The organism is Flavobacterium magnum (genome assembly GCF_003055625.1).
Taxonomy (GTDB): Bacteria; Bacteroidota; Bacteroidia; order Flavobacteriales; family Flavobacteriaceae; genus Flavobacterium; species Flavobacterium magnum.
Genome location: NZ_CP028811.1, coordinates 656,331 through 681,997, shown reverse-complemented (window position 1 = coordinate 681,997; position 25,667 = coordinate 656,331). Strand labels below are relative to the sequence as shown.

General features: G+C 48.8%; 17 protein-coding genes. 12 read left to right on the top strand and 5 right to left on the bottom strand.

From position 1 onward, the window contains the following. Positions 1–125 precede the first annotated feature (125 nt). From HYN48_RS02645 to HYN48_RS02635, 3 genes are all read left to right on the top strand, one after another. Positions 126–2,561 (top strand): ribonucleoside-diphosphate reductase subunit alpha, encoded by a 2,436-nt coding sequence (locus HYN48_RS02645; protein ID WP_108369658.1) that lies wholly within the window; start codon positions 126–128, stop codon positions 2,559–2,561. 117 nt (positions 2,562–2,678) lie between these two features. Continuing rightward, a complete protein-coding gene (locus HYN48_RS02640) occupies positions 2,679–2,903 on the top strand; it encodes a hypothetical protein (RefSeq protein WP_108369657.1) in 225 nt (74 codons plus the stop codon). Between the two features lie 22 nt (positions 2,904–2,925). Then, positions 2,926–4,272, top strand: a complete 1,347-nt coding sequence (locus HYN48_RS02635; protein WP_108373297.1) for a deoxyguanosinetriphosphate triphosphohydrolase — start codon at positions 2,926–2,928, stop codon at positions 4,270–4,272. Between the two features lie 18 nt (positions 4,273–4,290). Here the strand turns inward: HYN48_RS02635 and HYN48_RS02630 are convergent, their stop codons facing one another. Both HYN48_RS02630 and HYN48_RS02625 read right to left on the bottom strand, forming a co-directional pair. Next, entirely contained in the window at positions 4,291–5,265 is a 975-nt protein-coding gene (locus HYN48_RS02630) for a DUF3078 domain-containing protein (protein WP_108369656.1), read from the bottom strand. A gap of 146 nt (positions 5,266–5,411) precedes the next feature. Further along, positions 5,412–7,199 (bottom strand): 1-deoxy-D-xylulose-5-phosphate synthase, encoded by a 1,788-nt coding sequence (locus tag HYN48_RS02625; RefSeq protein WP_108369655.1) that lies wholly within the window; start codon positions 7,197–7,199, stop codon positions 5,412–5,414. 157 nt (positions 7,200–7,356) lie between these two features. Between HYN48_RS02625 and HYN48_RS02620 the strand changes: the two genes are divergently transcribed. From HYN48_RS02620 to HYN48_RS02605, 4 genes are all read left to right on the top strand, one after another. Continuing rightward, the gene (locus HYN48_RS02620) at positions 7,357–7,800 is read left to right on the top strand and encodes a nucleoside deaminase (RefSeq protein ID WP_108369654.1); all 444 of its coding nucleotides are present in this window, start codon (positions 7,357–7,359) and stop codon (positions 7,798–7,800) included. A gap of 237 nt (positions 7,801–8,037) precedes the next feature. After that, complete coding sequence (locus HYN48_RS02615) at positions 8,038–13,545, top strand: alpha-2-macroglobulin family protein (RefSeq protein ID WP_108369653.1); 5,508 nt, start codon at positions 8,038–8,040, stop codon at positions 13,543–13,545. Further along, a complete protein-coding gene (gene pbpC, locus HYN48_RS02610) occupies positions 13,546–15,918 on the top strand; it encodes a penicillin-binding protein 1C (protein ID WP_108369652.1) in 2,373 nt (790 codons plus the stop codon). Positions 15,919–16,017: 99 nt separating this feature from the next. After that, on the top strand, positions 16,018–18,891 hold the full coding sequence (locus HYN48_RS02605; protein WP_108369651.1) for a T9SS type A sorting domain-containing protein: 2,874 nt from the start codon (positions 16,018–16,020) through the stop codon (positions 18,889–18,891). 220 nt (positions 18,892–19,111) lie between these two features. Here the strand turns inward: HYN48_RS02605 and HYN48_RS02600 are convergent, their stop codons facing one another. After that, a complete protein-coding gene (locus tag HYN48_RS02600) occupies positions 19,112–20,653 on the bottom strand; it encodes an Rne/Rng family ribonuclease (protein ID WP_108369650.1) in 1,542 nt (513 codons plus the stop codon). Between the two features lie 336 nt (positions 20,654–20,989). Next, positions 20,990–21,280: an HU family DNA-binding protein gene (locus HYN48_RS02595; protein WP_108369649.1), complete on the bottom strand. Its 291-nt coding sequence runs from the start codon at positions 21,278–21,280 to the stop codon at positions 20,990–20,992. 130 nt (positions 21,281–21,410) lie between these two features. Here HYN48_RS02595 and mutY point away from each other — a divergent pair, with 130 nt between their 5' ends. The 5 genes from mutY to HYN48_RS15375 all read left to right on the top strand — a co-directional run bounded on the left by mutY (position 21,411) and on the right by HYN48_RS15375 (position 25,032). Further along, positions 21,411–22,454, top strand: a complete 1,044-nt coding sequence (gene mutY / locus HYN48_RS02590; RefSeq protein ID WP_108373295.1) for an A/G-specific adenine glycosylase — start codon at positions 21,411–21,413, stop codon at positions 22,452–22,454. Positions 22,455–22,491: 37 nt separating this feature from the next. After that, the gene (locus tag HYN48_RS02585) at positions 22,492–22,920 is read left to right on the top strand and encodes a single-stranded DNA-binding protein (protein WP_108369648.1); all 429 of its coding nucleotides are present in this window, start codon (positions 22,492–22,494) and stop codon (positions 22,918–22,920) included. A 23-nt stretch (positions 22,921–22,943) separates the two neighbouring features. Beyond that, a complete protein-coding gene (locus tag HYN48_RS02580; protein WP_108369647.1) occupies positions 22,944–24,233 on the top strand; it encodes a gliding motility-associated protein GldE in 1,290 nt (429 codons plus the stop codon). Positions 24,234–24,344: 111 nt separating this feature from the next. Next, on the top strand, positions 24,345–24,902 hold the full coding sequence (gene gldD, locus HYN48_RS02575; protein WP_425433128.1) for a gliding motility lipoprotein GldD: 558 nt from the start codon (positions 24,345–24,347) through the stop codon (positions 24,900–24,902). Between the two features lie 7 nt (positions 24,903–24,909). Then, entirely contained in the window at positions 24,910–25,032 is a 123-nt protein-coding gene (locus tag HYN48_RS15375; RefSeq protein ID WP_281261095.1) for a hypothetical protein, read from the top strand. Between the two features lie 55 nt (positions 25,033–25,087). On the opposite strand, the gene HYN48_RS02570 is transcribed toward HYN48_RS15375, so the two are convergent. Beyond that, positions 25,088–25,639, bottom strand: coding sequence for a heavy-metal-associated domain-containing protein (locus HYN48_RS02570; RefSeq protein ID WP_108369645.1), 552 nt, complete (start codon positions 25,637–25,639; stop codon positions 25,088–25,090). Positions 25,640–25,667 lie beyond the last annotated feature (28 nt).

Genomic DNA, 25,667 nt, shown 5'->3' with positions numbered 1-25,667 from the left:
AGCGCAGAGCGGGAATTGTCTGCCAAAAAGAACCGGGCGCCAAGGCCGGACTGACCAAGTAAACAAATATTTACAAATAACCCGAAGTAAGGGAAGGGATTTCCTGCTTCACAAAACAACAGCCTATGTATGTAGTAAAAAGAGACGGCAAGAAAGAGCCGGTGATGTTCGACAAGATTACTGAGCGCATCAAGAAATTGTGTTACGGACTCAACCACCTCGTGGATCCGGTGAAAGTCGCCATGCGCGTCATTGAAGGATTGTATGACGGGGTGTCGACTTCCGAGCTGGACAACCTTGCTGCTGAAACCGCTGCATCCATGACCATTGCACACCCGGATTATGCCCAGCTGGCAGCGCGTATCGCAATTTCAAATTTGCATTCCAATACAAAAAAATCGTTCTCGGAGACGATGAACGAAATGTACCATTATGTGAACCCAAGGACCGGGATGGCCTCGCCGCTGCTTTCTGAAGAAGTGCATGAGGTAATACAGAAGAACGCGGAATTCCTGGATTCGCACGTGATTTACAACCGGGATTTTAACTATGACTATTTCGGGTTCAAGACGCTCGAGCGTTCTTACCTGCTCAAAATAAATGGCAAAATCGTTGAGCGCCCGCAGCACATGCTGATGCGTGTTTCTGTGGGAATCCACCTTGACGACCTGCAGGCCGTGATAGAGACCTACGACCTGATGTCGAAGAAATTCTTCACCCATGCTACCCCGACCTTGTTCAACGCCGGAACGCCAAAACCACAGATGTCTTCGTGTTTCCTTTTGGCGATGCAGGACGACAGCATTGACGGCATTTACGACACGCTGAAGCAGACGGCGAAAATATCACAGTCGGCCGGAGGGATCGGATTGTCCATCCATAACGTGCGCGCCACAGGTTCGTATATCCGGGGGACAAACGGAACTTCGAACGGGATTGTACCCATGTTGCGTGTATTCAACGATACCGCGCGTTATGTAGACCAGGGCGGCGGAAAGCGCAAGGGAAGTTTCGCCATTTACATTGAAACCTGGCACGCCGATATTATGGAATTCCTTGATCTGAAGAAAAACCACGGAAAAGAGGAAATGCGGGCGCGTGACCTGTTTTTAGCGATGTGGACATCCGACCTGTTCATGAAACGCGTGCAGGAAGATTCATACTGGACGCTGATGTGTCCTAACGAATGCCCCGGATTGTATGACGTTTACGGAGAGGAATTCGAAAACCTTTACATAGGCTATGAGAAAGCCGGAAAAGGCAGGAAAACCATCAAGGCGCGTGAGCTTTGGGAAAAAATCCTCGAATCGCAGATCGAGACCGGTACGCCGTACATGCTGTACAAGGATGCTGCAAACCGCAAGTCGAACCAGAAGAACCTCGGAACCATCCGTTCCTCGAACCTGTGTACCGAGATTATGGAATACACGTCGAAGGACGAGATTGCGGTATGCAACCTGGCATCGATCTCACTGCCGATGTTCGTAGAAGACGGCAAGTTCAACCACGAACTGCTGTATACCGTGACCAAACGCGTTACGAAAAACCTCAATAAAGTCATTGACAGGAACTACTACCCGGTGCCCGAAGCCGAGAATTCGAACATGCGCCACCGTCCGGTAGGATTGGGTGTACAGGGACTGGCCGATGCATTTATCATGCTGCGCTTGCCGTTTACCTCAGATGAGGCAAAGGCATTGAACCAGGAAATCTTTGAAACCCTATACTTCGCGGCTGTCACAGCGTCAATGGAAGCGGCCATGGAAGAAGGCCCGTACCAAACCTTTGAAGGTTCGCCGATTTCTCAGGGAGAATTCCAGTATAACCTTTGGGGATTGAAGGACGAAGATTTATCAGGCCGTTGGGACTGGGCGTCATTACGTAAGGAAGTCATGAAGCACGGTGTGCGTAACTCGCTTTTGGTTGCCCCGATGCCAACAGCGTCTACTTCACAGATTCTTGGGAACAACGAAGCATTTGAACCATACACATCGAATATTTATACACGCCGGGTGCTATCAGGCGAGTTCATTGTGGTGAACAAGCATTTACTGGAAGACCTGGTGAAACGCGGACTCTGGAATGAGGACCTGAAGCAGGAAATCATGCGCCACAACGGGTCGGTGCAACATATCGAGCGTATCCCGCAGGATTTAAAGGATTTGTACAAAACCGTTTGGGAAATGTCGATGAAAGACATTATCGATATGTCGCGCCACAGGGGCTATTTCATTGACCAGTCGCAATCGCTGAACCTTTTTATGCAGGATGCGAATTATGCCAAACTGACCTCAATGCACTTCTACGCCTGGCAGTCGGGATTGAAAACGGGGATGTATTACCTCAGGACCAAATCAGCCGTCGATGCGATCAAGTTTACGCTGAACAACGACAAAAAAGAGGAAACGATTCCTTCAGTACAGGAACCGGCACCGATGTTAAAACAGGAAGTGGCTGCGCCGGCCGTCGAGGTGGAAGCAATCAATGCGGACGAGTTCCGCGCGATGATCGAGCGTTCTCGCAATGCCGAACCGGACGATTGTGAAATGTGCGGGTCATGACCACGGATTTTAGACTTTAATCGTATATTTGAAACAGCTGTCGCATAGGCGGCTGTTTCCATTTATCTGAGGTTTAAAAGGTGCCAAAGCGTTACCTTATACATAAACATACCAACCATGGCAAAACAAAAAGGAGTCTACACCGGACTCATAGAAAAAGACGATTTCGGCAATTACTTCTGCGGGCCATACCTGCTTGATTATAAGTATACCGAAGCCGGGAAATTCAAGATTGGTGACGAAATCAACATCAAATCGGTAATTGCCAATCCAAGCGATGCGAGTGCAGGCTGGTATCCACAAAAATCACGGGATTTCTTTCTGTCCAACCTGAAGGAATAGCCTCTATCGAAATACAGACATGATGCACTGGGAACAACTCCTCTCACTTAAGAAACTCGGCGACAAGGGCAAGCGCCTGCGCAGGGAAGAACGCGATACACGCCTCGGCTTTGAAGTCGATTACGACCGCATCATCTTCTCATCGGCCTTCCGGAGCCTGCAGGACAAAACGCAGGTCATCCCTTTATCCAAAACCGACTTCGTCCACACACGCCTTACGCACAGCCTTGAGGTGTCGGTCGTGGGTCGCTCTTTAGGCCGGCTTGTCGGTAAGAAGATTATCGAAAAATACCCTTACCTGAGCGAAGTGCACGGGTTCCATATGAACGACTTTGGCGCGATTGTCGCCGCCGCATCACTGGCCCACGACATCGGAAACCCACCATTCGGGCATTCGGGTGAAAAGGCTATCGGAGAATATTTCTCTATCGGTAACGGCCGGAAATTTCAGGAGCACCTGACACCAAAGGAATGGCAGGATCTGGTTGATTTTGAAGGCAATGCCAATGGATTTGCCGTGCTCACAGGCAGCCGTCCCGGAATTGAGGGCGGCCTGCGGATTTCTTATGCCACGCTGGGTGCCTTTATGAAATATCCAAAGGAAAGCCTGCCGAAGAAGCCCACGCAGAACATTTCGGATAAGAAGTACGGCTTCTTCCAGTCAGACAAGGCCTTCTTTAAGGAAGTGGCCGACGAGCTCGGGCTGATCCCAAATAAATCCGGCAGCGATATCGGTTTTGAGCGCCATCCGCTGGCGTTCCTGGTCGAAGCCGCCGACGACATCTGCTACACCATCATCGATTTTGAAGATGGGATCAACCTGGGACTGGTTTCGGAAGATTACGCTTTGGAATACCTTATTAAACTCGTCAAGTACAACATCGATGCCGCCAAATACAATGCGCTTACAACAAAGGAAGACCGCATCAGCTACCTGCGGGCACTGGCCATCGGGAGCCTGATCAATGACGCGGTCAACGTGTTTGTTGAAAATGAGGAAGCCATTCTGGACGGCGCATTCCATCAGGCCCTGACAGATAAATCAAAGTACAAGGCCCAGATGGATGACATCATCAGCCTGAGCATCAAAAACATCTACCAAAGCCGCGAAGTGATTGAAAAAGAGCTTGTTGGGTACCAGATTATCCAGACGCTGCTCGACCGATTTATTACCGCTTTTAACAATAAAGCTGACAACAACTGCACCAATTACGACAAACTGATTTTGAAAATGCTGCCCGAAAAATTCCTTGAAGAAAAAGAAGGGCTTTACGCCAGATTGCTGCACATCTGCCACTTTGTTTCGTTACTGACTGACGGGAATGCCCTGGAGTTGTTTGAGACAATCAATGGGACGAAGCGCGTGTAGTAGGACAGCGTCGCCAACTTAAAAATTATACACCAGGCCAATCCCTAAGACCTGTTTCAGCTGCACTTTCGGCCCGACGGTAATTTGCCCGCCGTCCTGTTCCTCCTTTGCCTTGATGTCATCGTCATAAATCAGGTTAAAACCGATGTTGGCCTTCACATACTGGTTCACGACCAAATCAAGCTGTGCCTGCCAGTCTACGTCGATATTCCCGAATTTATTGATATAGTCCGAATACAAATTGAGTCGGTGCTCGAAGGTGATATTCCTGAAAATTTCGCGCTTGAAATGGCTCGTAAACAGGAAGCCCAGTTCTGTCTTCATCTGCCTGCCACGCCTGATCAGTTCGCCGCTCACTGCATCGTAAACCGCTTTTTCCACGCCAAAAGCGCCCTGATCCGCGAGCCGTTGGTCCAGTACCATCGTGTTTTTCAAAGTCAGCGGCGAGATGTATAAGTTGATTTTCTTTTCCTTGTTCGAATATTCCGCGCCCACCCCCAGGAAGGTGTATGCCGGTGCCAGCGGTTTCGAGATGGCAACCTCTGTATTGGGGTAATTGTATCCATTGGTAAACTGGGTATTGAAGCTGAACTTCGCCGAGTGGTACCAGTTTGACACCGAATCCCTGCGATAGCCCGCCGTTGAGGTAAATTGGAACGCATCGTCTGTCTTCCGCAGTTCAATGCCATCCTGCTTGTTGACGCCATAGCGCAGGATCATTTCATTACCCCATTTAAAATTGCCTTTCGTATAAATCCGTGTGAAATTGCCCTTGAGCAGACCCGACACAGAGCTCGTCCCACCGGCGCTCCAGTTCACGAACGCAATCTCGCTCAGGTCAAACCCAATCGTATTTTTGCGCTGCCACGGCGATAACGAGTCCGGTACCTTGATGACGATTTGTTTCTGGATGGTAATGATGGTGTCTTTGGTCTGCGCGGATGCGCCCATACTGAAAACGTAAAGCCATAGTAAAAATCGGAAAGGTTTCATGTCGCGATCGTTTTTTATCGCGTGCAAAAATCGGAAAATAGGATGAAAAAGGGCGCCTTTTAAATGCGATTTTTACGATATCGATATCGTGATTGGCTCGCTGGGAAATCTGTATGTGAGGAGATGGCATCGTGCCGCGGTTGTCCCTAAATCGCAGCTTTACGTAACGCCTCTACAATCCCCGGTACATCGATCCCGCACAGCGTGTGCAATTCGGCTACGGTGCCCTGCTCAATAAACGCATCGGGAACCCCCAGCAGCTCTATAGTATTGTGGTATCGGTGCATGACGGCGAATTCCGCGACTGCGCTGCCAAAGCCACCGCGTACAACACCTTCTTCGACCGTAATGATGCGTTCATATTTTTCGAAAATGTGGTGCAGCATCGTTTCGTCCATCGGCTTGATGAATCCGAAATCATACCAGCCAAAGCGTTCCGGATCTTCCACAACGGCAAGGGCCGCGCGGACATTTTCGCCGATGCTGCCCGCAGACAGCACCGCTACTGAACGCCCTTCCCTGAGACAATAGGCTTTGCCGACTTCAATGGCTTCATAGCGTCCCGCATGATCCTGCTGCCATTGGGCCATAGTGCCGCGGCCGCGTGGGTAGCGTATCGCAATCGGATGGTCAAGCCCAAGTTGCGCGGTGTAGAGGATGTTTTGCAGCGCCAGCTCGTTTAAGGGCGCATAGATGATCATATTAGGGATGCACCTCAGGTAGGCAATATCAAATATGCCGTGGTGTGTTGCGCCGTCTTCGCCTACCAGGCCCGCGCGGTCGAGGCAGAAGATTACGGGAAGGTCTTGCAACGCCACATCATGGATCAGTTGGTCGTAGGCGCGCTGCATGAAGGTCGAATAAATATTGCAGAAAACAACCATGCCCTGCGTCGCCATGCCCCCGGCCAGCGTCACGGCGTGTTGTTCGGCAATACCTACATCAATCGCGCGATCGGGAAATAGGTCCATCATGTATTTCATGGAACTGCCGGAAGGCATGGCGGGCGTAATCCCTACAATTTTTTCGTTTTTCCGTGCAAGGTCCAGCACCGTTAACCCGAACACATCCTGAAATTTCGGAGGCAGCCCCGCTTCTTCATTCGGAAGGATTTTTCCCGTAAACTTGTCGAATTTTCCCGGCGCATGATATTTCACCTGGTTTTCTTCGGCAAGCGGCATGCCCTTACCCTTGGTGGTAATCACATGAAGGAATTTCGGTCCTTTGATGCATTGCAGTCGGCGGAGTTCAGCCACGAGCGCCCGGACATTATGGCCATCGACAGGACCGGTATAATCAAAATTTAGCGATTTGATCATGTTGTTTCCCTTATGGTTGCGGCCCTCTTTGACTGCAGTCAGGTACTGTTTGAGTGCACCCACGCTTGGGTCAATCCCGATGGCATTGTCGTTCAGGATGACTAAAATATTGGCATCGGTCACGCCTGCATGATTGAGTCCTTCGAAAGCCATGCCGCTTGCAATCGAGGCATCCCCGACAACCGCAATGTGTTGTTTTTCGGTATCGCCGTTCAGGTTCGCTGCCAGGGCCATACCCAGTGCAGCGGATATTGCCGTCGATGAATGGCCTGTGCCAAAACTGTCGAAGATGCTCTCACTGCGTTTAGGAAACCCTGAAATGCCGCCAAGCCTGCGGTTACTCCCAAAGGCCTCCCTACGCCCCGTCAGTATTTTATGGCCGTAAGCCTGATGCCCGACATCCCAAATAAGCGAGTCATCGGGTGTGTTGAATACATAATGCAGCGCGATGGTCAGTTCTATTACGCCCAGACTGGCGCCGAGATGCCCTTCATTACGGGAGACGATGTCTATGATGAAATCACGAAGCTCCTGCGCAAGCAGCGGCAGTTGATCCTCGCCGAGTTTGCGAAGGTCTTCAGGGGTATCGATAGACGCTAGTAAACCGTTTGCCATAATTGGGAATAAGCACAAATTTACGGTTTTTAGATGATAAAGCGGACAGTACCACTTCCAATTAGGTTCCCCAGACAAGCATATGCGGAATCGGTACTGCCGCAATGGTGCTTGCACATGCCCGGACAACTGAACAAAAAATGCTACATTTACGCTCATGGAAAACCCTTTTACAGATGAGTATTTTATGCGGAAGGCGCTGCAGGAAGCCGAAGCGGCTTATGGGAAAGGGGAAATTCCGGTGGGCGCGGTGATTGTTGTTGACAATAAGATCATTGCGCGCAGCCACAACCTCACCGAGATGCTGCATGACGTTACTGCCCATGCTGAAATGCAATCGGTCACCGCTGCGGCAAATTTCCTTGGCGGAAAATACCTTAAGGGCTGCACACTGTACGTCACACTGGAACCCTGCCAAATGTGTGCGGGCGCGTTATACTGGAGCCAGATTTCTAAAATCGTCTACGGCGCGGACGACGACCACCGCGGATACCGGACCATGGGCGGCAGGCTCCATCCTAAAACCGAAGTGGTTTCCGGCGTGATGGCCGGCGAGGCGGGCGAGTTGATCCGCCGTTTCTTTGCAGAGCGCAGGAAGTAACTTTTACGTTCAACGCCTGGGTATATCGCGCGCTCCAAAGGGGACAGATTGTTGCGGCAGTCAACCACGCGAGGGCTATAAGTGCCTCAACGGCGCTGCGTAATAATACGCTTGCCTTTCCAAAAAAATATGATACATTTACTACAATAATCCCATCTCATAGCAGTTATCGCAAATATCGGGGATGTGTAACCTGTGTTTCTGAGACGTTCCTTGTAACCCTTAACTCTTTATAAAATGAAACCGAAAAATTTGGTTTTAGTCTTCCTTGTATTTGTAATTTTCCAGGCTTGTACGAAGAAATCCGCGGCCGATTTCAATTCCGATTTTTCACAGTTTAAAGAGTACCTCACTGATTTTACCTCGGGCATTATCCCGGCTGGAAGCGACCTTCGCGTCGTGCTGGCTTTTGAAAAAAAACAGCTCAAACCCGGGCCGCTGGACAGCGATTTGTTTGACATTTCACCCAGTGTCGATGGTAAGGTAGTTGCACTTTCCGCCAATACGATTGCGTTCATTCCCGATAAGAAACTCGAGCAGGATACCGAGTATCATATTACTTTCCATCTTTCAAAACTCATAGAAACCCCTAAAAATCTTGAGGATTTTAAATTTACCGTCAAAGCGATCAGGCAGGATTTTATCGTGTCGACCAACGACATCCAATCCTACAGCAAACAATACCAATACCTGAATGGTGTCTTCAAATCCGCAGATGAAATGGATGCCGCCACGGTCGCCAAAATCCTTACGGCGGAACAGAAAGGCAAAAAACTCAATGTAAAAATTGACAAGGAGCTCAGCACCAAAACCGAATTCAAATTCATGGTTGACAGCATCCAGCGCTTCGACCAGGATAGCGATATCCAGATCAAGTACGACGGCAACGATTTCGATATCAAGCAAAAAGGCGTGATCAATTACCCGATTGCAGGCCGCGACCACTTCAAGATTATGAACGTCGAAGTGCCCGACGGTGAAAACCAGACGCTGCTGGTTAACTTCTCGGATGCACTGCAGCGCGGGCAGGTATTTGACGGACTTGTAGCGGTGGAGAGTGCCGGAAACATGACGTATGCCACCGAAGGCAATGTACTGAAGGTGTTTTTTGATGAGCCGCTCAAAGGAAATCTGTTGCTCGAAGTTTTTCAGGGGATCCAAAGTGAGGAGGGTTACAGGCTCAAGGATAATTTTGCCACGAAAGTTTCATTTGAACAAATCAAACCTAACGTACGTTTTACGAAAAACGGCACCATCATGCCCAGTTCAAACAATCTGAAACTCAATTTTGAAGCCGTAAACCTGAGCGCAGTCGATGTAAAAGTATACAAGATCTTCAAAAATAACATCCTGCAGTTCCTGCAGTACAACGACCTGAACGGCGGGCAGGACCTCAAACGGGTCGCCCAGCCTGTTGCCAAAACGGTGCTGAATTTAAAAGGGAGCAATATCGCAAACCTCGCCAAATGGAATACGTATGCATTGGATTTATCCAAAATCATCACGCCGGAGCCGGGAGCGATTTACCGCGTCGAGTTCTCCTTCCGGAAGAAATATGTATTGTACGATTGCGAAGGCGCAGAGACGCAAAATGTCGAGGAGCCGGAACAGGACGAGGAGGAGATTGACGAGAATGACGTCAATTACAGCGACAACTATTACGATGATTATTATTATGACGATTACGAATGGCGTGAGGAACAGGATCCCTGCTCAGGCTCATACTATTACAATACAAGGGTGGTGACCAATGTATTGGCGACTGACCTGGGCGTGATTGCAAAGCGCGGCAACAACAAATCCTACTTTTTTGCAGTCAACAATATCGTCACCACCGAGCCCGTTTGCGATGCGAACGTGGCGATTTACAACTTCCAGCAGCAGAAGATCGGGGAGGCCAAAACCGATGCTGACGGTACCGTCGGGTTCATAAAGGATAAGTTTGCCTATTTTGCCATCGTCAGCAAAGGCAACCAGTCGACCTACGTAAAGCTCGACGACGGCAACTCATTGTCTGTGAGTAATTTTGATGTGTCAGGCGAGACGTTGCAGAAAGGCTTAAAAGGATACATCTACGGCGAACGCGGCGTATGGCGTCCCGGCGACAACCTGTATCTGGGCTTTCTGCTCAATGATGCTGCAAACAAACTCCCGAAATCGCACCCGATTAAATTGCGCCTGACCGATCCGCGCGGTAAGATTACGTTTCAGGACGTGAAAAAATCAAATGACCTGAACCACTACGTTTTTGTAGTTCCCACAAGTCCGGATGCGCCCACCGGAAGTTGGGAAGCCATGGTCAGCGTAGGCGGTGCCCGTTTCTACAAAAACATCAAAATTGAAACCATAAAACCGAACCGCCTTCGTATTAAGGCAACTTTTGACAGTCCGGTGCTTACCGCGACCACACCAAACAACGTAAACCTGGACGTGACCTGGTTGCACGGTGCTGTCGCAAAAAACCTGAAGGTGGAGATGCAGGCAAAATTCTCTCAGCAGGGCACCACCTTCAAAGGGTATGAAAAATATTCCTTTGATGATTTGGTGCGGAAGTTCGGCACAGAGGAAATCAATGTATTTTCAGGAAAGACAGACGCTGCGGGCCATGCGAAGACGACCATCAGTCCGCAGTTGGCCGGACAGGCACCGGGCATGCTGAAAGCGGCATTCATTACGAAAGTATACGAGGAAGGCGGCGACGTCAGCACCGATGTCATGAGCACGACCTACTCTCCGTACAAAACCTACGTCGGAATCAAAACCCCGACGCCTACAAAATACGGCATGCTCGAAACCCGTGCGATGAACCGTTTTGACTTCGTTACCGTTGATGAAAAGGGCAGGCCAAAACCGGTTAAAAACCTACAGATAAGCGTCATGCGCACTGAATGGCGCTGGTGGTGGGACGCGTCAGAAGACAACTATTCGAATTTCAATTCGTCTAATGCAACCACGGCCTACAGGAATTTTACCATCAGTACCGATGCAAACGGGAAGGGCTTCGTACAATTTGCCGTTCCTGATGAGGATTGGGGCCGTTACCTGATCCGTGCCATTGATCCGACAGACGGGCACGCCTCCGCAGAAACCGTGCTGATTGACTACCCGATGTGGTCCGGCAAAACCCGCAATACTGATGCCACGACCGCGAATATGCTCGTCTTTTCCACCGATAAGAAAAAATATGCTGTCGGCGAAACCGCAAAAGTGTCCTTTCCGTCAAGTGCCGGTGGGCGCGCGCTGATTTCGGTCGAAAGCGGATCGAAGGTCGTCCAGACCTATTGGGCCCAAACCAAAAAAGGCGAAACCATCATTGACGTTCCGATCACGTCGGCCATGGCTCCGAACGTTTACCTGAACATTACGCTGCTGCAACCGCACGCATCTACTAAAAACGATTCGCCCATCAGGATGTACGGCATAGTACCCATTGAGGTGGTCGACAAAAATACCATCCTCGAACCGAGAATCACGATGCCAGACGTGTTGAAGCCCCAGCAGCCTTTCAGCCTAAAGGTGAGTGAAAAAACCGGCCGTGCGATGACCTACACTGTAGCAATCGTTGACGAGGGATTGCTGGACCTTACACGCTTTAAGACCCCGAACGCCTGGGACAATTTTTACACCAGGGAGGCGCTTGGCGTTAAAACCTGGGACATTTATGACGACGTGATTGGGGCTTACGGCGGAAAAGTGAACCAAATCTTCAGCATCGGTGGCGACCAGGAACTCGGGGGCGGTAAAGCCAAAAAAGCAAACCGCTTTAAGCCTGTCGTCATGTATTATGGTCCTTTCACTTTAGGGAAGGGCGAAACCAAAACCCACAAAATCGTCTTGCCAAAATATATAGGTTCTGTACGCACGATGGTCGTGGCCGGCGATGCAGCCACCAGCGCTTACGGCAGCACCGAGAAGGCGACGCCGGTGCGCAGCCCGCTCATGGTCCTGGCTTCGATGCCCAGGAAAATTACGCCGTCGGAAAAAGTAACGGTTCCCGTGACGGTCTTTGCTATGGAAAAACACGTCAAGAACGTTTCGGTAAAAATCAGCGTAAACAGTGCGTTGCGCATCGTCGGTAGCAACAGTCAGGCGATGGCCTTCACGCAACCTGATGAAAAACTAGCCTATTTCAGGCTCGAAGCAGGAAGCGCAACGGGTATAGGCAAACTCACCGTCACGGCAACATCCGGTAAAGAAATATCGGTTTATGAGGTAGAGATCGACGTGATGAATCCCAATCCGGTCACCAATACAATTAAGGATATCATCCTGAAACCCGGCAGTTCCAACGCGATTTCCTGGGCTACATTCGGGGTGGCGGGCAGCAACCGCGCCCAGGTTGAAATCTCTTCAGTGCCTACAATTGACTTCAGCCGCAGGTTGCAATACCTGATCGAATACCCGCACGGATGTGTGGAGCAGACGACCTCGGCAGTCTTTCCGCAACTCTACCTGAACGATGTTGTCGACATCGATGCGGCAAAACTGCAGTCAATCCAGCGGAACGTCAAAGCGGGCATCAGCAGGCTTAGCGGGTTTCAGCAACCCGGGGGTGGCTTCTCTTACTGGCCGGGAAGCGGTCCGGCCGATGATTGGGGAAGTTCCTACGCGGGTCATTTCCTGATTGAAGCCGAAAAGAAAGGCTACGTATTGCCAATCAGCTTTAAAAACAAATGGCTTGACTACCAGAGGAAGGAATCCAAGGCGTGGCGCTACAATCCGCAATGGGGAAATGATCTGGCTCAGGCATACCGCCTGTATACACTGGCGCTGGCCGGTTCCGCCGATCTGGCATCGATGAACAGGCTGCGTGAAACCGCGGGTATTTCAAATGAAAGCAAACTGCGGCTCGCAGCGGCCTACGCGCTGGCGGGTCAAATGGCGGCAGGGCAGTCGCTTCTGGCAAAAAGCAAGATTGATGACGAAGACAGTCCATACCGCTATTATTATTATGGGTCGGCGGAACGCAACCGGGCGATGGCATTGGAAACGTTGGTATTGTTGGGGCAGAAGGAGAAAGCGTTTGTCATGGCCACAAAACTGGCTAAGAACCTTTCAGCGCCACAATGGATGAGTACGCAGACCACTGCTTACGGCCTCTATGCCATGTCTAAATTTGCGGCCGCGAACGGTGGAAGCGGCATGGACATCGTCATTACGCAGGACGGAAAATCACAAACTGTAAAAACCTCCAAGGCGATTGCAAACCGAAAACTCGCAGTAAAAATGGGTGCCAACGGCATCAGTATAAAGAACAACAAGAGCAACACCTTGTTTGTTCGCGTCCTCAATTCCGGCATCCTCCCGGTAGGCAGGGAACTTGCGGAGCAGCACGATGTCACGGCAGCTATGGTATTCAAAGGCCGTAAAGGCGCGGTCGTTAACATCACGAAAATCGCACAGGGAACCGAATTCATTGCGGAGGTTACGGTTACGAACAGGCGCAATGAATACGTAGCCAATGTGGCATTGTCGCAAATCATCCCTTCAGGTTTTGAGATTGTCAATACGCGCTTCACCGATTTCGGCGACGCTACTTCGAATCCCGCGGATTATACTGATATCCGCGACGACAGGACGAATTTCTATTTTGGGCTCAAGGCCAACGAGACCAGGACATTCCGGATCCTGCTCAACGCATCTTACCTTGGGGTGTATTACCTGCCCGGATTGCAGTGTGAAGCCATGTATGACAATACTTTCATGGCCCGTACAAAAGGTTCTTGGGTCGAAGTGGTGAAATAGATGAAGGAAAAAATCATCCGCTTTATGAGGGCCCGGGCTGCCTGGGTCCGGCGCAACCGGATCAGGTCGGGTATAGCGCTGGTGTTGGTTGTTTGGTATTATTTTTCGCTTCCGCAGACGCTGTTCAGCGCACCGTATGCTACTGTCATCGAAAGCGCCGAAGGAGAATTGCTTGGCGCTAAAATCGCTGCCGACGGGCAATGGCGTTTTCCGGCGCAGGATTCGGTTCCAGAGAAGTTCAGGAAATGCGTAGTGTATTTTGAAGACGAAAAGTTCTATTACCATCCCGGATTCAACCCCGTCTCAATGTACAAGGCATTTGTCCAGAACCGTAAGGCCGGTAAAGTGGTGCGCGGGGGCAGTACCCTGACGCAGCAGGTCGTCCGGCTTTCGCGGAAAAACAAAAAGCGCACGTATTTTGAAAAGGCGGTTGAATTGATTCTCTCGACAAGGCTTGAATGGCGTTGTTCCAAAACAGAAATCCTGGATATGTATGCCGCTCACGCGCCTTTCGGCGGTAATGTCGTCGGATTGGAAATGGCCTCCTGGCGGTACTTCGGTGTGCCTTCTGAGCAACTTTCCTGGGCTGAAAGCGCGACTTTGGCCGTGTTGCCCAACGCACCCAGCCTGATTTATCCGGGGAAGAACCAATTCCGGCTCAGGGAAAAGCGCGACCGGCTGCTGCTGAAGCTCCGCAATGAAAAGGTCATCGATGGGCAGACCTACGCCTTGGCGATTTCAGAGCCGCTTCCGCAGAAACCGTTCGCACTTCCGCAGGTCGCGCCCCATTTGTTGCAGCGCGTGGCGAAATCCCGGCCCGGTGCGCGCGTCAGGACCACAATTGATGTGCATCTGCAGCAGCGTGTGAACCAGATCGCCAAATACTATTACAACCAGTACCGGCAGAACGACGTCAACAACCTGGCGATATTGGTTATCGATACCAGAGACCGCAGCGTGATTTCCTATGTAGGGAATGCCCCGACCGATGCCGCGCACCAGAAGGATGTGGACATCATCGGCGCACCTCGAAGCACGGGAAGCATCCTAAAGCCTTTGCTTTACGCAGGCATGCTCGACGACGGCAAACTGCTGCCAAACACGCTCGTCGCCGATGTACCGACACAGATTTCGGGTTATAAGCCGGAGAACTTCAACCTCACTTTTGATGGCGCCGTGCCGGCACACCGCGCCTTATCGCGTTCGCTCAACATTCCGGCGGTGCTGATGCTCAAGGATTACGGGGTCAATAAATTTTACGAGGAATTACAGCACTTCAGGCTTCGCGATATTTCCAAAAGGCCGGATCATTATGGGTTGTCGCTGATCCTCGGCGGCGCCGAAAGCAACCTTTGGGATTTGTGCCGAACGTACGCCGGAATGACGTCCACGCTCAATTATTTCAACACGCATCAGGGAAAATACCGCACCAAGGAATTCGCAGAGCTCAACTACGATTCGGGATTTTCACCCGATTTCGGGAAAGAGAGCTTCCAGAAAACCATATTGGGCGCTGGGGCCATCTGGCTCACCTACAATGCGATGGAGGAAGTCAACCGCCCTGAAGCGGACGAAGCCTGGAAATTTTATGACAGTTCGCAGAAAATCGCCTGGAAGACCGGCACAAGTTTCGGGAACAGGGATGCATGGGCCATCGGTACCAATTCGCGTTATGTCGTCGGGGTATGGATTGGGAATGCGTCAGGCGAGGGGCGTCCGACGCTTACGGGCGTTTCCAGTGCGGCGCCGGTACTTTTTGATATCTTCAACCTGTTGCCGCGGCAGCATTGGTTTTCGCCTCCGCTCAATGATCTTGAGGAAGCCCGGGTATGCGTGCTGAGCGGCCATCTGGCACAACCGGACTGTCCCCAAATCACGCAATGGGTGCCATTGAAAGGCAGGATTACAACAGTCTGTCCGTATCATAAGTTGGTCCATTTGGATAAAACAAGGCAATTTCGGGTGAATACGAGTTGTGAGCAGATCGAAAATATGGTTACAGAAAACTGGTTCGTACTGCCGCCGGTGATGGAGTGGTATTATAAAAGCCAGCACATCGACTACAGGCCGCTGCCGCCATTTAAGGAAGGCTGTGCGGGTGCGCAAACCCCTACCATGGATTTTATCTATCCGAAAAACACGGCGAAGATTTACCTGACGAAGGATTTCAACAGTATTGTGCAGCCCGTCATACTTAAAGTAGCGCATTCTGAACGGGAATCAGAAATTTTCTGGTATCTTGACCGCAATTTTATCGGAACGACAAAAACCTTCCATGAAATGCCGGTGACCCCTGCGGACGGCATGCACGAAATTACCGTTGTCGATCAGAACGGAAATGAAATCCGAAGGAAGATAACTATTGTACGATAATATTTCTTAAAAAAATCGAAACGAAGGGTAGGGTATATTGATTTAAGACTGTTACTACCCATACCCGGGGCAATTTTACTAACCTCAATTCCTTATTGCATGAAAAAGAAATTACTTTTTTCACTATTTATTTTGCTTTGTTGTATTCATAGTTTCGGGCAGGCTCAGGCTTATCAGCCAAATGATATGAACCAATGCGATTATGAAGTTTTCGATCTCACGTCACAGGTTCAGACTATTATAGGAAACCAGGATCCTACGACCGTAATGCTGGGATTTTTTCTAACCGGATCCGACGCCGAGAATAATATTAATTTTATCCAAAACGCTTCGCAGTTTGTTCCGAACGGCAACAGCCAGATGATTTTTGCCAGGGTGACCAGTGCTTTGGATGACAGCTACGCCATCACACAGTTCTCTGTTAACTGGAACACCACTCCGCTACTACCGGTTTTCCCGGATGTCACGACCTGTGACTTTTACGCCCTGCCTCCATTGCAGATGCCAGGGGCGGATTATTACTGGGACGCTGCCCATACTGCTCCTATTACGCAGCCAATTATTACCCAAAGTTCCGTAGTGTATGTCTATGCGGAAAATGGTTTCTGTTCGAGCCAGCAAAGCTTCAACGTAAACCTCATTTCAGCACCACCAACCTCGCCTGAAAACGTCACGGTGTGTGGCGAATATACCCTTCCGCCGCTTCAATTCGGACAATATTACACAGGTCCGTTCGGAACGGGTACTACAGTACCTCCCGGCGTTGCCATTACAAGCAGCACTACATTATATGTATATGCCGAAAACGGGACCTGCTCGTCGCAGCAAAGTTTTACGATAACAATCCTTCAGCCACCCGTGATTGCAGCGCAGCCGGAATCAAATAACATCATCTGCCCCAACGGTTCATTGCTGCTGACTGCAGACGCCGAAGGGTTTAACATCGTGTATGAATGGTACAAAGATGGTGAGGTGATACCCGGAGCCACACAAAATAGTATTACTGCAACACAGCCAGGCATTTATTCATTTATAGTGACCAACGGGCTGTGTTTTACGAACAGCAACTTTTTTATGGTGTCCTATGAAATGCCACAGATGACCGTCACGCCAAATCCAGGAGAGATCTGCCCGGGCACACCATATGTTGTAAGTGTCGTCCAAACGGGGCTTGAAGAATCTTATGTCTGGTATGTAGACGGTGTGCTGGTACCCAGCGTAACCGGTCCGGAGTTTGCTGCAGAAGGATCGAATGTTCCGCATACTTATGAGTGTGTAGTGACGGGAACAAGTTGCGGTGTGCCGGTATCGGCCGAAATCAATGTAAGTCCTGGGACGCCTGCTGTCTTCTTAGAGCCGATGACTTCCTGTTTTGAAAATGGCATGGCTACTTTTGACCTGACTACTTTGGTCATTGGTGAGGATCCTAATGCCACATTGACATTTTATAATTACGAGTTAGACGCGCAGAATCAGGTAAATCCGGTCGAGCCATCGGCCGTGAGTGCTTACGTGATTACAGATCCTGAAACCTTCCTTTGGGTAAGGATTGAGAATGGGGCAGGTATATGTCCGGGATCTGTTGTACCATTGATTCTTATCGGTGAAGCCTGTACCGATAATGTGATCTCAGGCGTCATCCGCTTTGACGAGGATGGCAACGGCTGTACAGAAAATGACCTGCCTGTTTCCGGGATCCAGGTAATGGCCATCCACAATAACGACATCGCTTATGCTTACACCAACAATGAAGGTGCTTATACATTCAACAATGTTCCGGAAGGCTACAACTATGTGAGTACGTCAGGTTTGCCTGCACAATATGATGTTGCGGTACCCGGCGGCTACGAATTAAATGTGGTAGGAAGCAACATGAGCCTTAACGCAGATTTTTGTCTTACGGCGGCACAACCCGTCAACGATGCGGTCGTTTATTTCTATCCGATGGGCAATGCGAGACCCGGCTTCCCGGTATCCTACGTGATGTACGTATTCAATGCCGGCACGGTGAGCCTGAGCGGCAATGCATCGCTCTCATACGATTTGTCAAAGCTGGATTACGTTTCGGCAAATCCATCCGAAACGAGTCAGGCAGCCAATACACTTAACTTCTCCTTTAGTGGCCTTGCGCCATCACAGTATCAGGCGTTCTACATTTCGTTTACCGTTAAGGTTCCGCCTATTGTAAATTTGGGGGATGTGTTGGTCTTCAACGCAAATATAGATACGTTGAATACTGATGCAAATCCTGCAGACAATACAGTTGATTTCAGCCAGGTAGCCGTAAACTCTTATGATCCGAACGAAATCACGGTACATCAGGGCGGTCAGATCCTGCAATCGCAGGTGGCCAATGACCTTGATTATACAATCCATTTCCAGAACACAGGGAATGCGGAAGCCACGTTTGTAAGGCTGGAAGCCGATCTTGATGAAAAGCTCGACTGGAATACCTTCAGGCCGGTCGCGGCAACGCACAACTTTACGTCAGAGCGCGTCGGCAACCACATCATCTTCAGGTTTGACAATATCAACCTGCCAGGCAGCATGGTGGATGAACCGGGAAGTAACGGATATGTAACGTACAAAGTTAAACCGGAAGCTACTTTGGCACTGGGTGATATTATCGAAGCGGATGCCGATATTTATTTTGATTTTAACCTGCCGATTGCGACGAACACCGTGTCTACGGAACTGGTGACTGTGCTGGGCAATGCGCAGACTGATTTTGCAAGTCTGGAACTGTACCCTAACCCGGCGCATGGGACAGTAACGATCCGTTTCAATGAAAACGTCAGCAGCGATACGGCTATCAATGTGTTTGACGTGCAGGGTAAATCGGTTTTGTATACTTCAGGTGCTATCACCGGCAATGAAACAAAACTGGATATTTCGAAATTGCATGCGGGATTGTATTTTGTCAAGATCATTTCAGGAAATAAGTCCGCAGTGCAAAAGCTAATGGTGAAATAAAAGAAAGTTAGGCAAAGGGAATGACAGGACTGGACCTCCGTAATTTAGCCTGTCATCCTGCTGCCCATTAATTTTGAGATTTTAGATTTTTTTAAGCTTAAAACCGTCTTCAACAATGAAGGCGGTTTTTTTATGGATACTGACTGCCCCAAATAGCAAAACTTCCTTTTCGGCACACAATAAAAAAACCGCCAATCTTTCGAAGGGCGGTTTCTCTGTTTTATTCGCGTATTTCTTTTCCCGTGTGGTCAAAGAAATGGTATTCCAGAAACGTATAGGCGTCTCTTGGGATGATTTTGATCCATTTTTTGTGTTCAAAAAACCATCTTGAACGCATTGATGGAAATCCCTTGGACAAATACGCGGCCACAAACGGGTGCGTGTTGAGCACCACTTTCTTGTGGATTTTCAATATCCTGTCGAGATCCGAGGCAATCTTGTCAATGATCAGGATCGGGGCTTCAATCTGCCCGTCACCGTTGGGGTTTTCTTCCCGCGTCTTGATATTGACTTCGGGCCTCACCCGTTGTCTTGTAATCTGCACCAGGCCGAATTTGCTTGGTGGCAATATCTTATGTTTGGCTTTATCATCGCTCATCTCTTCACGAAGGAAATCGAAAAGGATTTTGCGGTTTTCGGGATTCGACATATCGATAAAATCGATGACAATGATGCCACCCATATCGCGTAGGCGCAATTGCCGTGCGATCTCTGCGGCAGCAATCATATTCACCTCCATGGCTGTGTCTTCCTGGTTGGAGGCTTTATTGGAACGGTTTCCGCTGTTGACGTCAATAACATGCAGGGCTTCAGTGTGCTCAATGATGAGGTACGCGCCTTTGGCCATCGACACGGTTTTGCCGAATGAGGTCTTGATCTGCCGCTCTATGTTGTATTTTTCAAAAATAGGCGTGTCACGAGACTGATAATGCTTTACAATAGCTTGTTTTGAAGGGGCAATTTCCTGCACATAATCCTTCGTTTGGTAAAACAACTCCTCATCATCAATATGGATACCGCTGAAGGTATCATTGAATACGTCCCTTAGGATCGACGAAGCCTTGTTGAGCTCGCCGAGCACTTTGGACGGATGATGGGCCGTTGGTAATTTTTTACACATTCCCGACCATCTGCCGAGCAATGTTTGCAGGTCCTTTTCTATCTCCGTGACTTTTTGTCCTTCGGCAACGGTACGCACTATGATACCGAAACCTTTTGGCCTGATGGATTGTACGAGTCGTTTAAGACGGTCTTTTTCTTCTTTGGATTCGATTTTTTGTGATATCGAAACCCGGTCAGAAAAAGGAACGAGAACAATAAACCTACCGGCGAGGGACAGCTCGGAGCTGATCCTTGGGCCCTTGGTAGAAATAGGTTCTTTGACGACCTGTACGAGTATGGACTGATTGGTGGTAAGCACTTCCGTGATCACCCCGTCTTTGTTGATTTCTTTTTCGAACTGGAAGCCCTTTAATGTGAAATCCTTCAGTTTACCCGACGTGACTAACTTGATGAATTTTAATTGGGAAGTCAAATTCGGCCCTAAATCGTGATAATGTAAAAAGGCATCTTTTTCAAAGCCTACGTTTACAAAAGCTGCGTTAAGCCCGGCAACCGGCTTGCGTATCTTCGCCAGGAAAATATCGCCCACCTGAAAGTCGCTTTTCTCCTCCTCCTTGTGCAATTCAATCAGTCTTCCATCCTTCAATAAGGCAAAATCCACGGCGTCAGAACTGGATCTGATGATTAGTTCTTTATTCACCTTGTAAATTTTAGTATTTGGGTGCAGGCGCCGGGGTGCCGGGTACAGGAAAAACCTATGCCTTGAACCCTGAGCCTTTTGCCCAAATGATTGAACAAATGTTTTCGATGAAGTGTTTATGGCGCGGGCCGGAAATTCTTTCTTCCTGACTCCGGCACCTGTTTTCTAAACCCTTCGATTTCAATGAACGTTTAAAAAGAAAAAAGTAGTTTAAAACTACTTTTTCTTTTTGTGGCGGTTAGCTCTCGCTCTTTTTTTTCTTTTGTGCGTAGCTACCTTATGTCTTTTTCTCTTTTTACCACTTGGCATAATGTGACGTTTTGGTGATTAATAAAATTATTTTGCTTCGTTGTTTGTTTTTACTCCTTCTACAAACACTTTAGCAGGTTTGAATGCCGGAATATTGTGTGCAGGGATTTTAATTGTAGTGTTTTTGGAAATGTTGCGTCCTGTTTTCTCAGCCCTTGTCTTGATGATAAAACTTCCGAAACCTCTCAGGTAAACATTATCGCCTGTTTCAAGTGAATTTTTTACCTCTTCCATGAATGTTTCAACGGTGGCCTGAACGTCTCCTTTTTCAAGACCCAACTTTTCTGAAATCTTCGCTACGATATCTGCTTTCGTCATTTTCTTTCTAATTTAGAATGTGTAATATTTTTTGAGGTTGCAAATATATGAATTTAAAAAACAATTAATCAACCATAAAAGATTAAAATTTAATTACATAAACTTTATTTTTGCCTGCGAAATTTTATTTATGAATTTTTCTAAGTTATTAATCCAATGGTATTTACAGCACAAGCGCGACCTGCCGTGGAGAAATACGCAAAATCCGTATCACATCTGGCTCTCTGAAATCATGCTGCAACAGACGCGGGTCGCTCAGGGAATGCCCTATTTTTATGCATTTACCGAAGCGTTCCCGACGGTTTTCGATCTCGCGAAGGCCTCAGAGGAACAGGTGCTCAAGCTATGGCAGGGACTCGGGTACTACTCCCGCGCCAGGAATTTGCATCAGACGGCCCAATCCATCGCTTTCGGGATGGATGGGAAATTCCCTGCAAACTATGCCGGATTGCTTAAACTGAAAGGCGTAGGCGAGTACACTGCCGGCGCCATCGCCTCATTCGCTTATAATGAACCCGTTCCGGTTGTCGATGGCAATGTGTTCAGGGTGTTGGCACGGTATTTTGACATTGACCTTGATATCGCTTCCGCAGATGCTAAGAAGGAATTCCGGAAACTCGCCCTCGAACTGATGCCACAGGACGAGCCTGCCATTTTCAATCAGGCCATCATGGAATTCGGCGCGCTGCAATGTGTCCCGAAAAATCCCGATTGCGGCAGCTGTGTCATGAACCACAGTTGTGCAGCGCTTCAAAAAGGCAAAGTCAGCCGGTTGCCGGTAAAGTCTAAGAAAGCACAGGCGAAAAACCGGTTTTTCAACTATCTGGTCGCTGAAGACGAGCGTCAGGATACGCTCATCGTCAAACGGTCGGGCAAGGGCATCTGGCACGGACTGTACGAATTTCCGGTCATAGAAACCGATGCCGAAGCGCAGCTGGATGCCATTTCGGAACAAATCCTCGCTGAAAACCCGTTTGGAAAACCCATTGTATCAATTTCCGAAATGCACGCGGGCAGCATCCTCCACAAACTCACCCACCAGCACCTGCACATCAGGTTCCTGAAAGTGACAATACGGGGTGTGCTTGAAAATGGGATAGACCGAGACACCCTGAAAACCTTTCCGTTCCCCATCGTGATTTTCAACTTTATAGACAATGATTTTTCGGAGTAAGTTAAAAATGTTATATTTGATTTAAATACCAAGCTACATGAACTCGACCCTGAATAAAGTAATGCTCATAGGCCATCTCGGTGACGAGGTGAAAATGCATTACTTCAAGGCAGATTCCTGCATCGGCAGGTTTCCGCTGGCTACGAATGAAACTTACATCAACAAGGAAACCGGCGAGAAGGTAACCTCTACCGAATGGCACAATATCGTAGTGCGAAACAAGGCGGCCGAATTGTGCGAGAAGTACCTTTCCAAGGGCGATAAGATTTACATTGAAGGCAGGATCAAATCGCGCCAATGGCAGGCCGAAGACGGTTCTACCAAGTATACCACTGAAATCCAGGCGGTAGATTTTACCTTCCTGAGCACCAAAAAGGAATCAGAGGTAAACCGTCACCATCCGGGAGAATCCCGCAGCACCGGCTATGAGCAGCAGGCAGCGCCGGAGAACGACCTGCCGTTTTAATTGTCTAACTAACTGACCTGAATTTGGACCCCGAACCCCCCGGTTTAGCACATCTCGATACCAACCTCCTATTGGGTTTTGCAGGCATTTTTGCCCTGCTGTTCTGCACAGCCATCGTTTCCGGTGCTGAAGTTGCCTTTTTTTCCCTGTCCCAGAACGACCTCGAAGAGGCGTCCGCGAGAAATCCCGTGCGGGCGCGCCTGATTGCAGCACTTCTGGAAAAGCCAAAAAAATTACTGGCTACCCTGGTCGTCGCCAATAATTTCATCAATATTGGCGTAGTGATCCTGTTTTCATACATCGGGCACAGCCTGTTTGACACGATTGCATCCAAAGCGCTGAAATTTACCGTTGAGGTAGTTTTTGTGACCTTCCTGATCTTATTATTTGGGGAAGTATTGCCCAAAGTATACGCGAACCGCAATAATGTGAAATTCGCATTGTGGATTGCCCGGCCGGTTTTCGTGCTCGACCGGCTGCTTTCGCCCGTGAGCCTTCCCATGCGCTCAGTGACACTGTATATGCAGGAGAAACTGGGGCGGCAGAAATCGAATTTTTCCGTCGACCAATTGTCGCAGGCCCTCGAGCTGACTTCGTCTGAAGAAACGTCGACCGAAGAGCAGAAAATACTTGAAGGGATTGTTTCTTTCGGAAATACCGATACAAAGCAGGTGATGAGTCCCAGAATTGATATTTTTGCACTCAGTATTGATGCGGGTTTTGCCGAGGTACTCGGAAAAATTACAGAAAAAGGATTTTCAAGGATTCCCGTTTACAGGGACAATATTGACCAGATAGAAGGCGTTTTGTTCGTCAAGGACATCATCCCGCACATCGACACGGTGGATTTTGACTGGACAACACTGTTGCGTAAACCATTTTTTGTGCCTGAAAACAAGAAGCTTGACAATTTGCTCAAGGATTTCCAGAGTATGAAAAGCCACCTCGCTATTGTGGTGGACGAGTACGGAGGTACGTCAGGATTGGTATCGCTCGAAGACATCATTGAGGAAATCGTGGGGGACATCAGCGACGAGTTTGACGATGAGAATATCAACTTCTCGCAGATTGACGACAGGAATTTCCTGTTTGAAGGCAAAATTTACCTTAAGGATTTCTACCGTATTGTAGATGTGGATGAGGTCATTTTCGAAGAGCGCAAAGGTGAAGCGGAGACGCTGGCCGGGTTAATCCTTGAGATTTTAGGGAATTTTCCCAAGAAGGGACAGAAAATCCAGTTCGGCAGTTACCTGTTTACAATCGAATCAGTGGACAAGAAACGGATACGGCAGGTTAAGGTGACTTTGGGATAGCATACAGGCACAGCACGCCCAGCCCGGATGGCAGCGGCATCCTTTTTATTTTTTCTTTAAAAATAAAAAGATACAGCGGACAGCCGGATCAGGCTTCTAATTAAAATGATGATTTTGAAAAAATATTTACCCATAGTAGCAGCGGCGCTTATGCTGGCAAGCTGCAAAGATGATGTCCTTCCGAAACCGGCGGCGCAGTTGCGACTGGATTATCCCGTTGCAGAGTATGCCCATTTTGAAAATGAGTGTCCTTTTACGTTCGACATGAATGCGGAAGCGGTGATTAAAGGCAAGCCGGGCTGTAATTTTGAGATTACCTACCCGAAGATGAAGGCGACGATTTACATCAGTTACAAGCCTGTTCAAGGGAACATCAATGCGCTGCTGACGGATGCCCAGGAACTCACCTACAAGCATGTCGTGAAAGCGGATGATATATCAGAGCAGCCGTTCCAGAATAAAGAGAATGGGGTTTACGGTATGTTTTATAACGTGAATGGCAATGCGGCAACGAATGGGCAGTTTTATGTGACCGACAGCACGAAGCATTTTATTGACTGTTCAGTGTATTTTTACGCAAAGCCGAATTTCGACTCGGTTATGCCTGCGGCGAGTTATGTAAAGAATGACATGCGCAGGATTATGGAGTCGTTGCGTTGGAAAAAATAATAATCATATGGAAGTTTTAGTCGAGAATTTTAGTTTTTCGCTTGCATTCTGGCAATTGCTGATGATTGCCTTGCTAGGTGTAGTCGTTTATTTTACGGTGAAAGTCGTTCGCAAATACTTAAGAAGCTAATATAAAAAAAGGGAACCCGATGATGGATTCCCTTCTTTTATTTTGAAGCGGCTTATTACATTTTTCCGCCTTCGGAACAATGCTTCTTGCCTGAGCAGCAGGCAGGCTTGGCACCGCTTTCCTTATCACAGGACTTGGTTTCTTTTTCAGCTTTTTTGGCTTTTTTGGATGCCTTCTCTTTTTTTGGTTTTTCCTGGTCTCCTTTGAAAAGCATCGCATGGTCGGCGGTGGACTTCACATCAGAGACTTTGTAGGTCTTTCCGTCAGCGACTGACTCTACTTTGTCGGCCAGTTTTTGCGGGGTTTGCAAGGCGTTGTCGTATTCGATGGTAGCGGTTTTCTTTTCAAAATCCACCTTGGCGGTTTTCACACCTTCCATGGCTGACAATTCTTTTTCGATTTTTGAGGCGCACATTACAGCACAAGACATGCCTTCGATGTGGAAGCTCGCCGTTTCCATTTTACCGACGGCGGGAGCGGCAGTTTTTTCGGTTGCAGTGACCGCATCTTTTCCTGTTGCAGTGGCGGGCGCTGAAGCATTCTGCTTGCATGCGGTAAAGAGCAGTGCTGCGAATGCGAGCGAAAGGACTGATTTTGTAATTTTCATAGGAGTAAATTAAGATTGACAATTTCTT

What these genes read in the sequence shown, in the direction of transcription:
- HYN48_RS02595 (WP_108369649.1), bottom strand. Translation starts at nt 21,280, where the DNA reads ATGACGAAAGCAGATATCGTAGCGAAGATTTCAGAAAAGTTGGGTCTT.
- HYN48_RS02585 (WP_108369648.1), top strand. Translation starts at nt 22,492, where the DNA reads ATGAACTCGACCCTGAATAAAGTAATGCTCATAGGCCATCTCGGTGAC.
- HYN48_RS02625 (WP_108369655.1), bottom strand. Translation starts at nt 7,199, where the DNA reads ATGGCAAACGGTTTACTAGCGTCTATCGATACCCCTGAAGACCTTCGC.
- pbpC (WP_108369652.1), top strand. Translation starts at nt 13,546, where the DNA reads ATGAAGGAAAAAATCATCCGCTTTATGAGGGCCCGGGCTGCCTGGGTC.
- HYN48_RS02620 (WP_108369654.1), top strand. Translation starts at nt 7,357, where the DNA reads ATGGAAAACCCTTTTACAGATGAGTATTTTATGCGGAAGGCGCTGCAG.
- HYN48_RS02615 (WP_108369653.1), top strand. Translation starts at nt 8,038, where the DNA reads ATGAAACCGAAAAATTTGGTTTTAGTCTTCCTTGTATTTGTAATTTTC.
- mutY (WP_108373295.1), top strand. Translation starts at nt 21,411, where the DNA reads ATGAATTTTTCTAAGTTATTAATCCAATGGTATTTACAGCACAAGCGC.
- HYN48_RS02605 (WP_108369651.1), top strand. Translation starts at nt 16,018, where the DNA reads ATGAAAAAGAAATTACTTTTTTCACTATTTATTTTGCTTTGTTGTATT.
- HYN48_RS02630 (WP_108369656.1), bottom strand. Translation starts at nt 5,265, where the DNA reads ATGAAACCTTTCCGATTTTTACTATGGCTTTACGTTTTCAGTATGGGC.
- HYN48_RS02645 (WP_108369658.1), top strand. Translation starts at nt 126, where the DNA reads ATGTATGTAGTAAAAAGAGACGGCAAGAAAGAGCCGGTGATGTTCGAC.
- HYN48_RS02570 (WP_108369645.1), bottom strand. Translation starts at nt 25,639, where the DNA reads ATGAAAATTACAAAATCAGTCCTTTCGCTCGCATTCGCAGCACTGCTC.
- HYN48_RS02635 (WP_108373297.1), top strand. Translation starts at nt 2,926, where the DNA reads ATGCACTGGGAACAACTCCTCTCACTTAAGAAACTCGGCGACAAGGGC.
- HYN48_RS15375 (WP_281261095.1), top strand. Translation starts at nt 24,910, where the DNA reads ATGGAAGTTTTAGTCGAGAATTTTAGTTTTTCGCTTGCATTCTGGCAA.
- HYN48_RS02640 (WP_108369657.1), top strand. Translation starts at nt 2,679, where the DNA reads ATGGCAAAACAAAAAGGAGTCTACACCGGACTCATAGAAAAAGACGAT.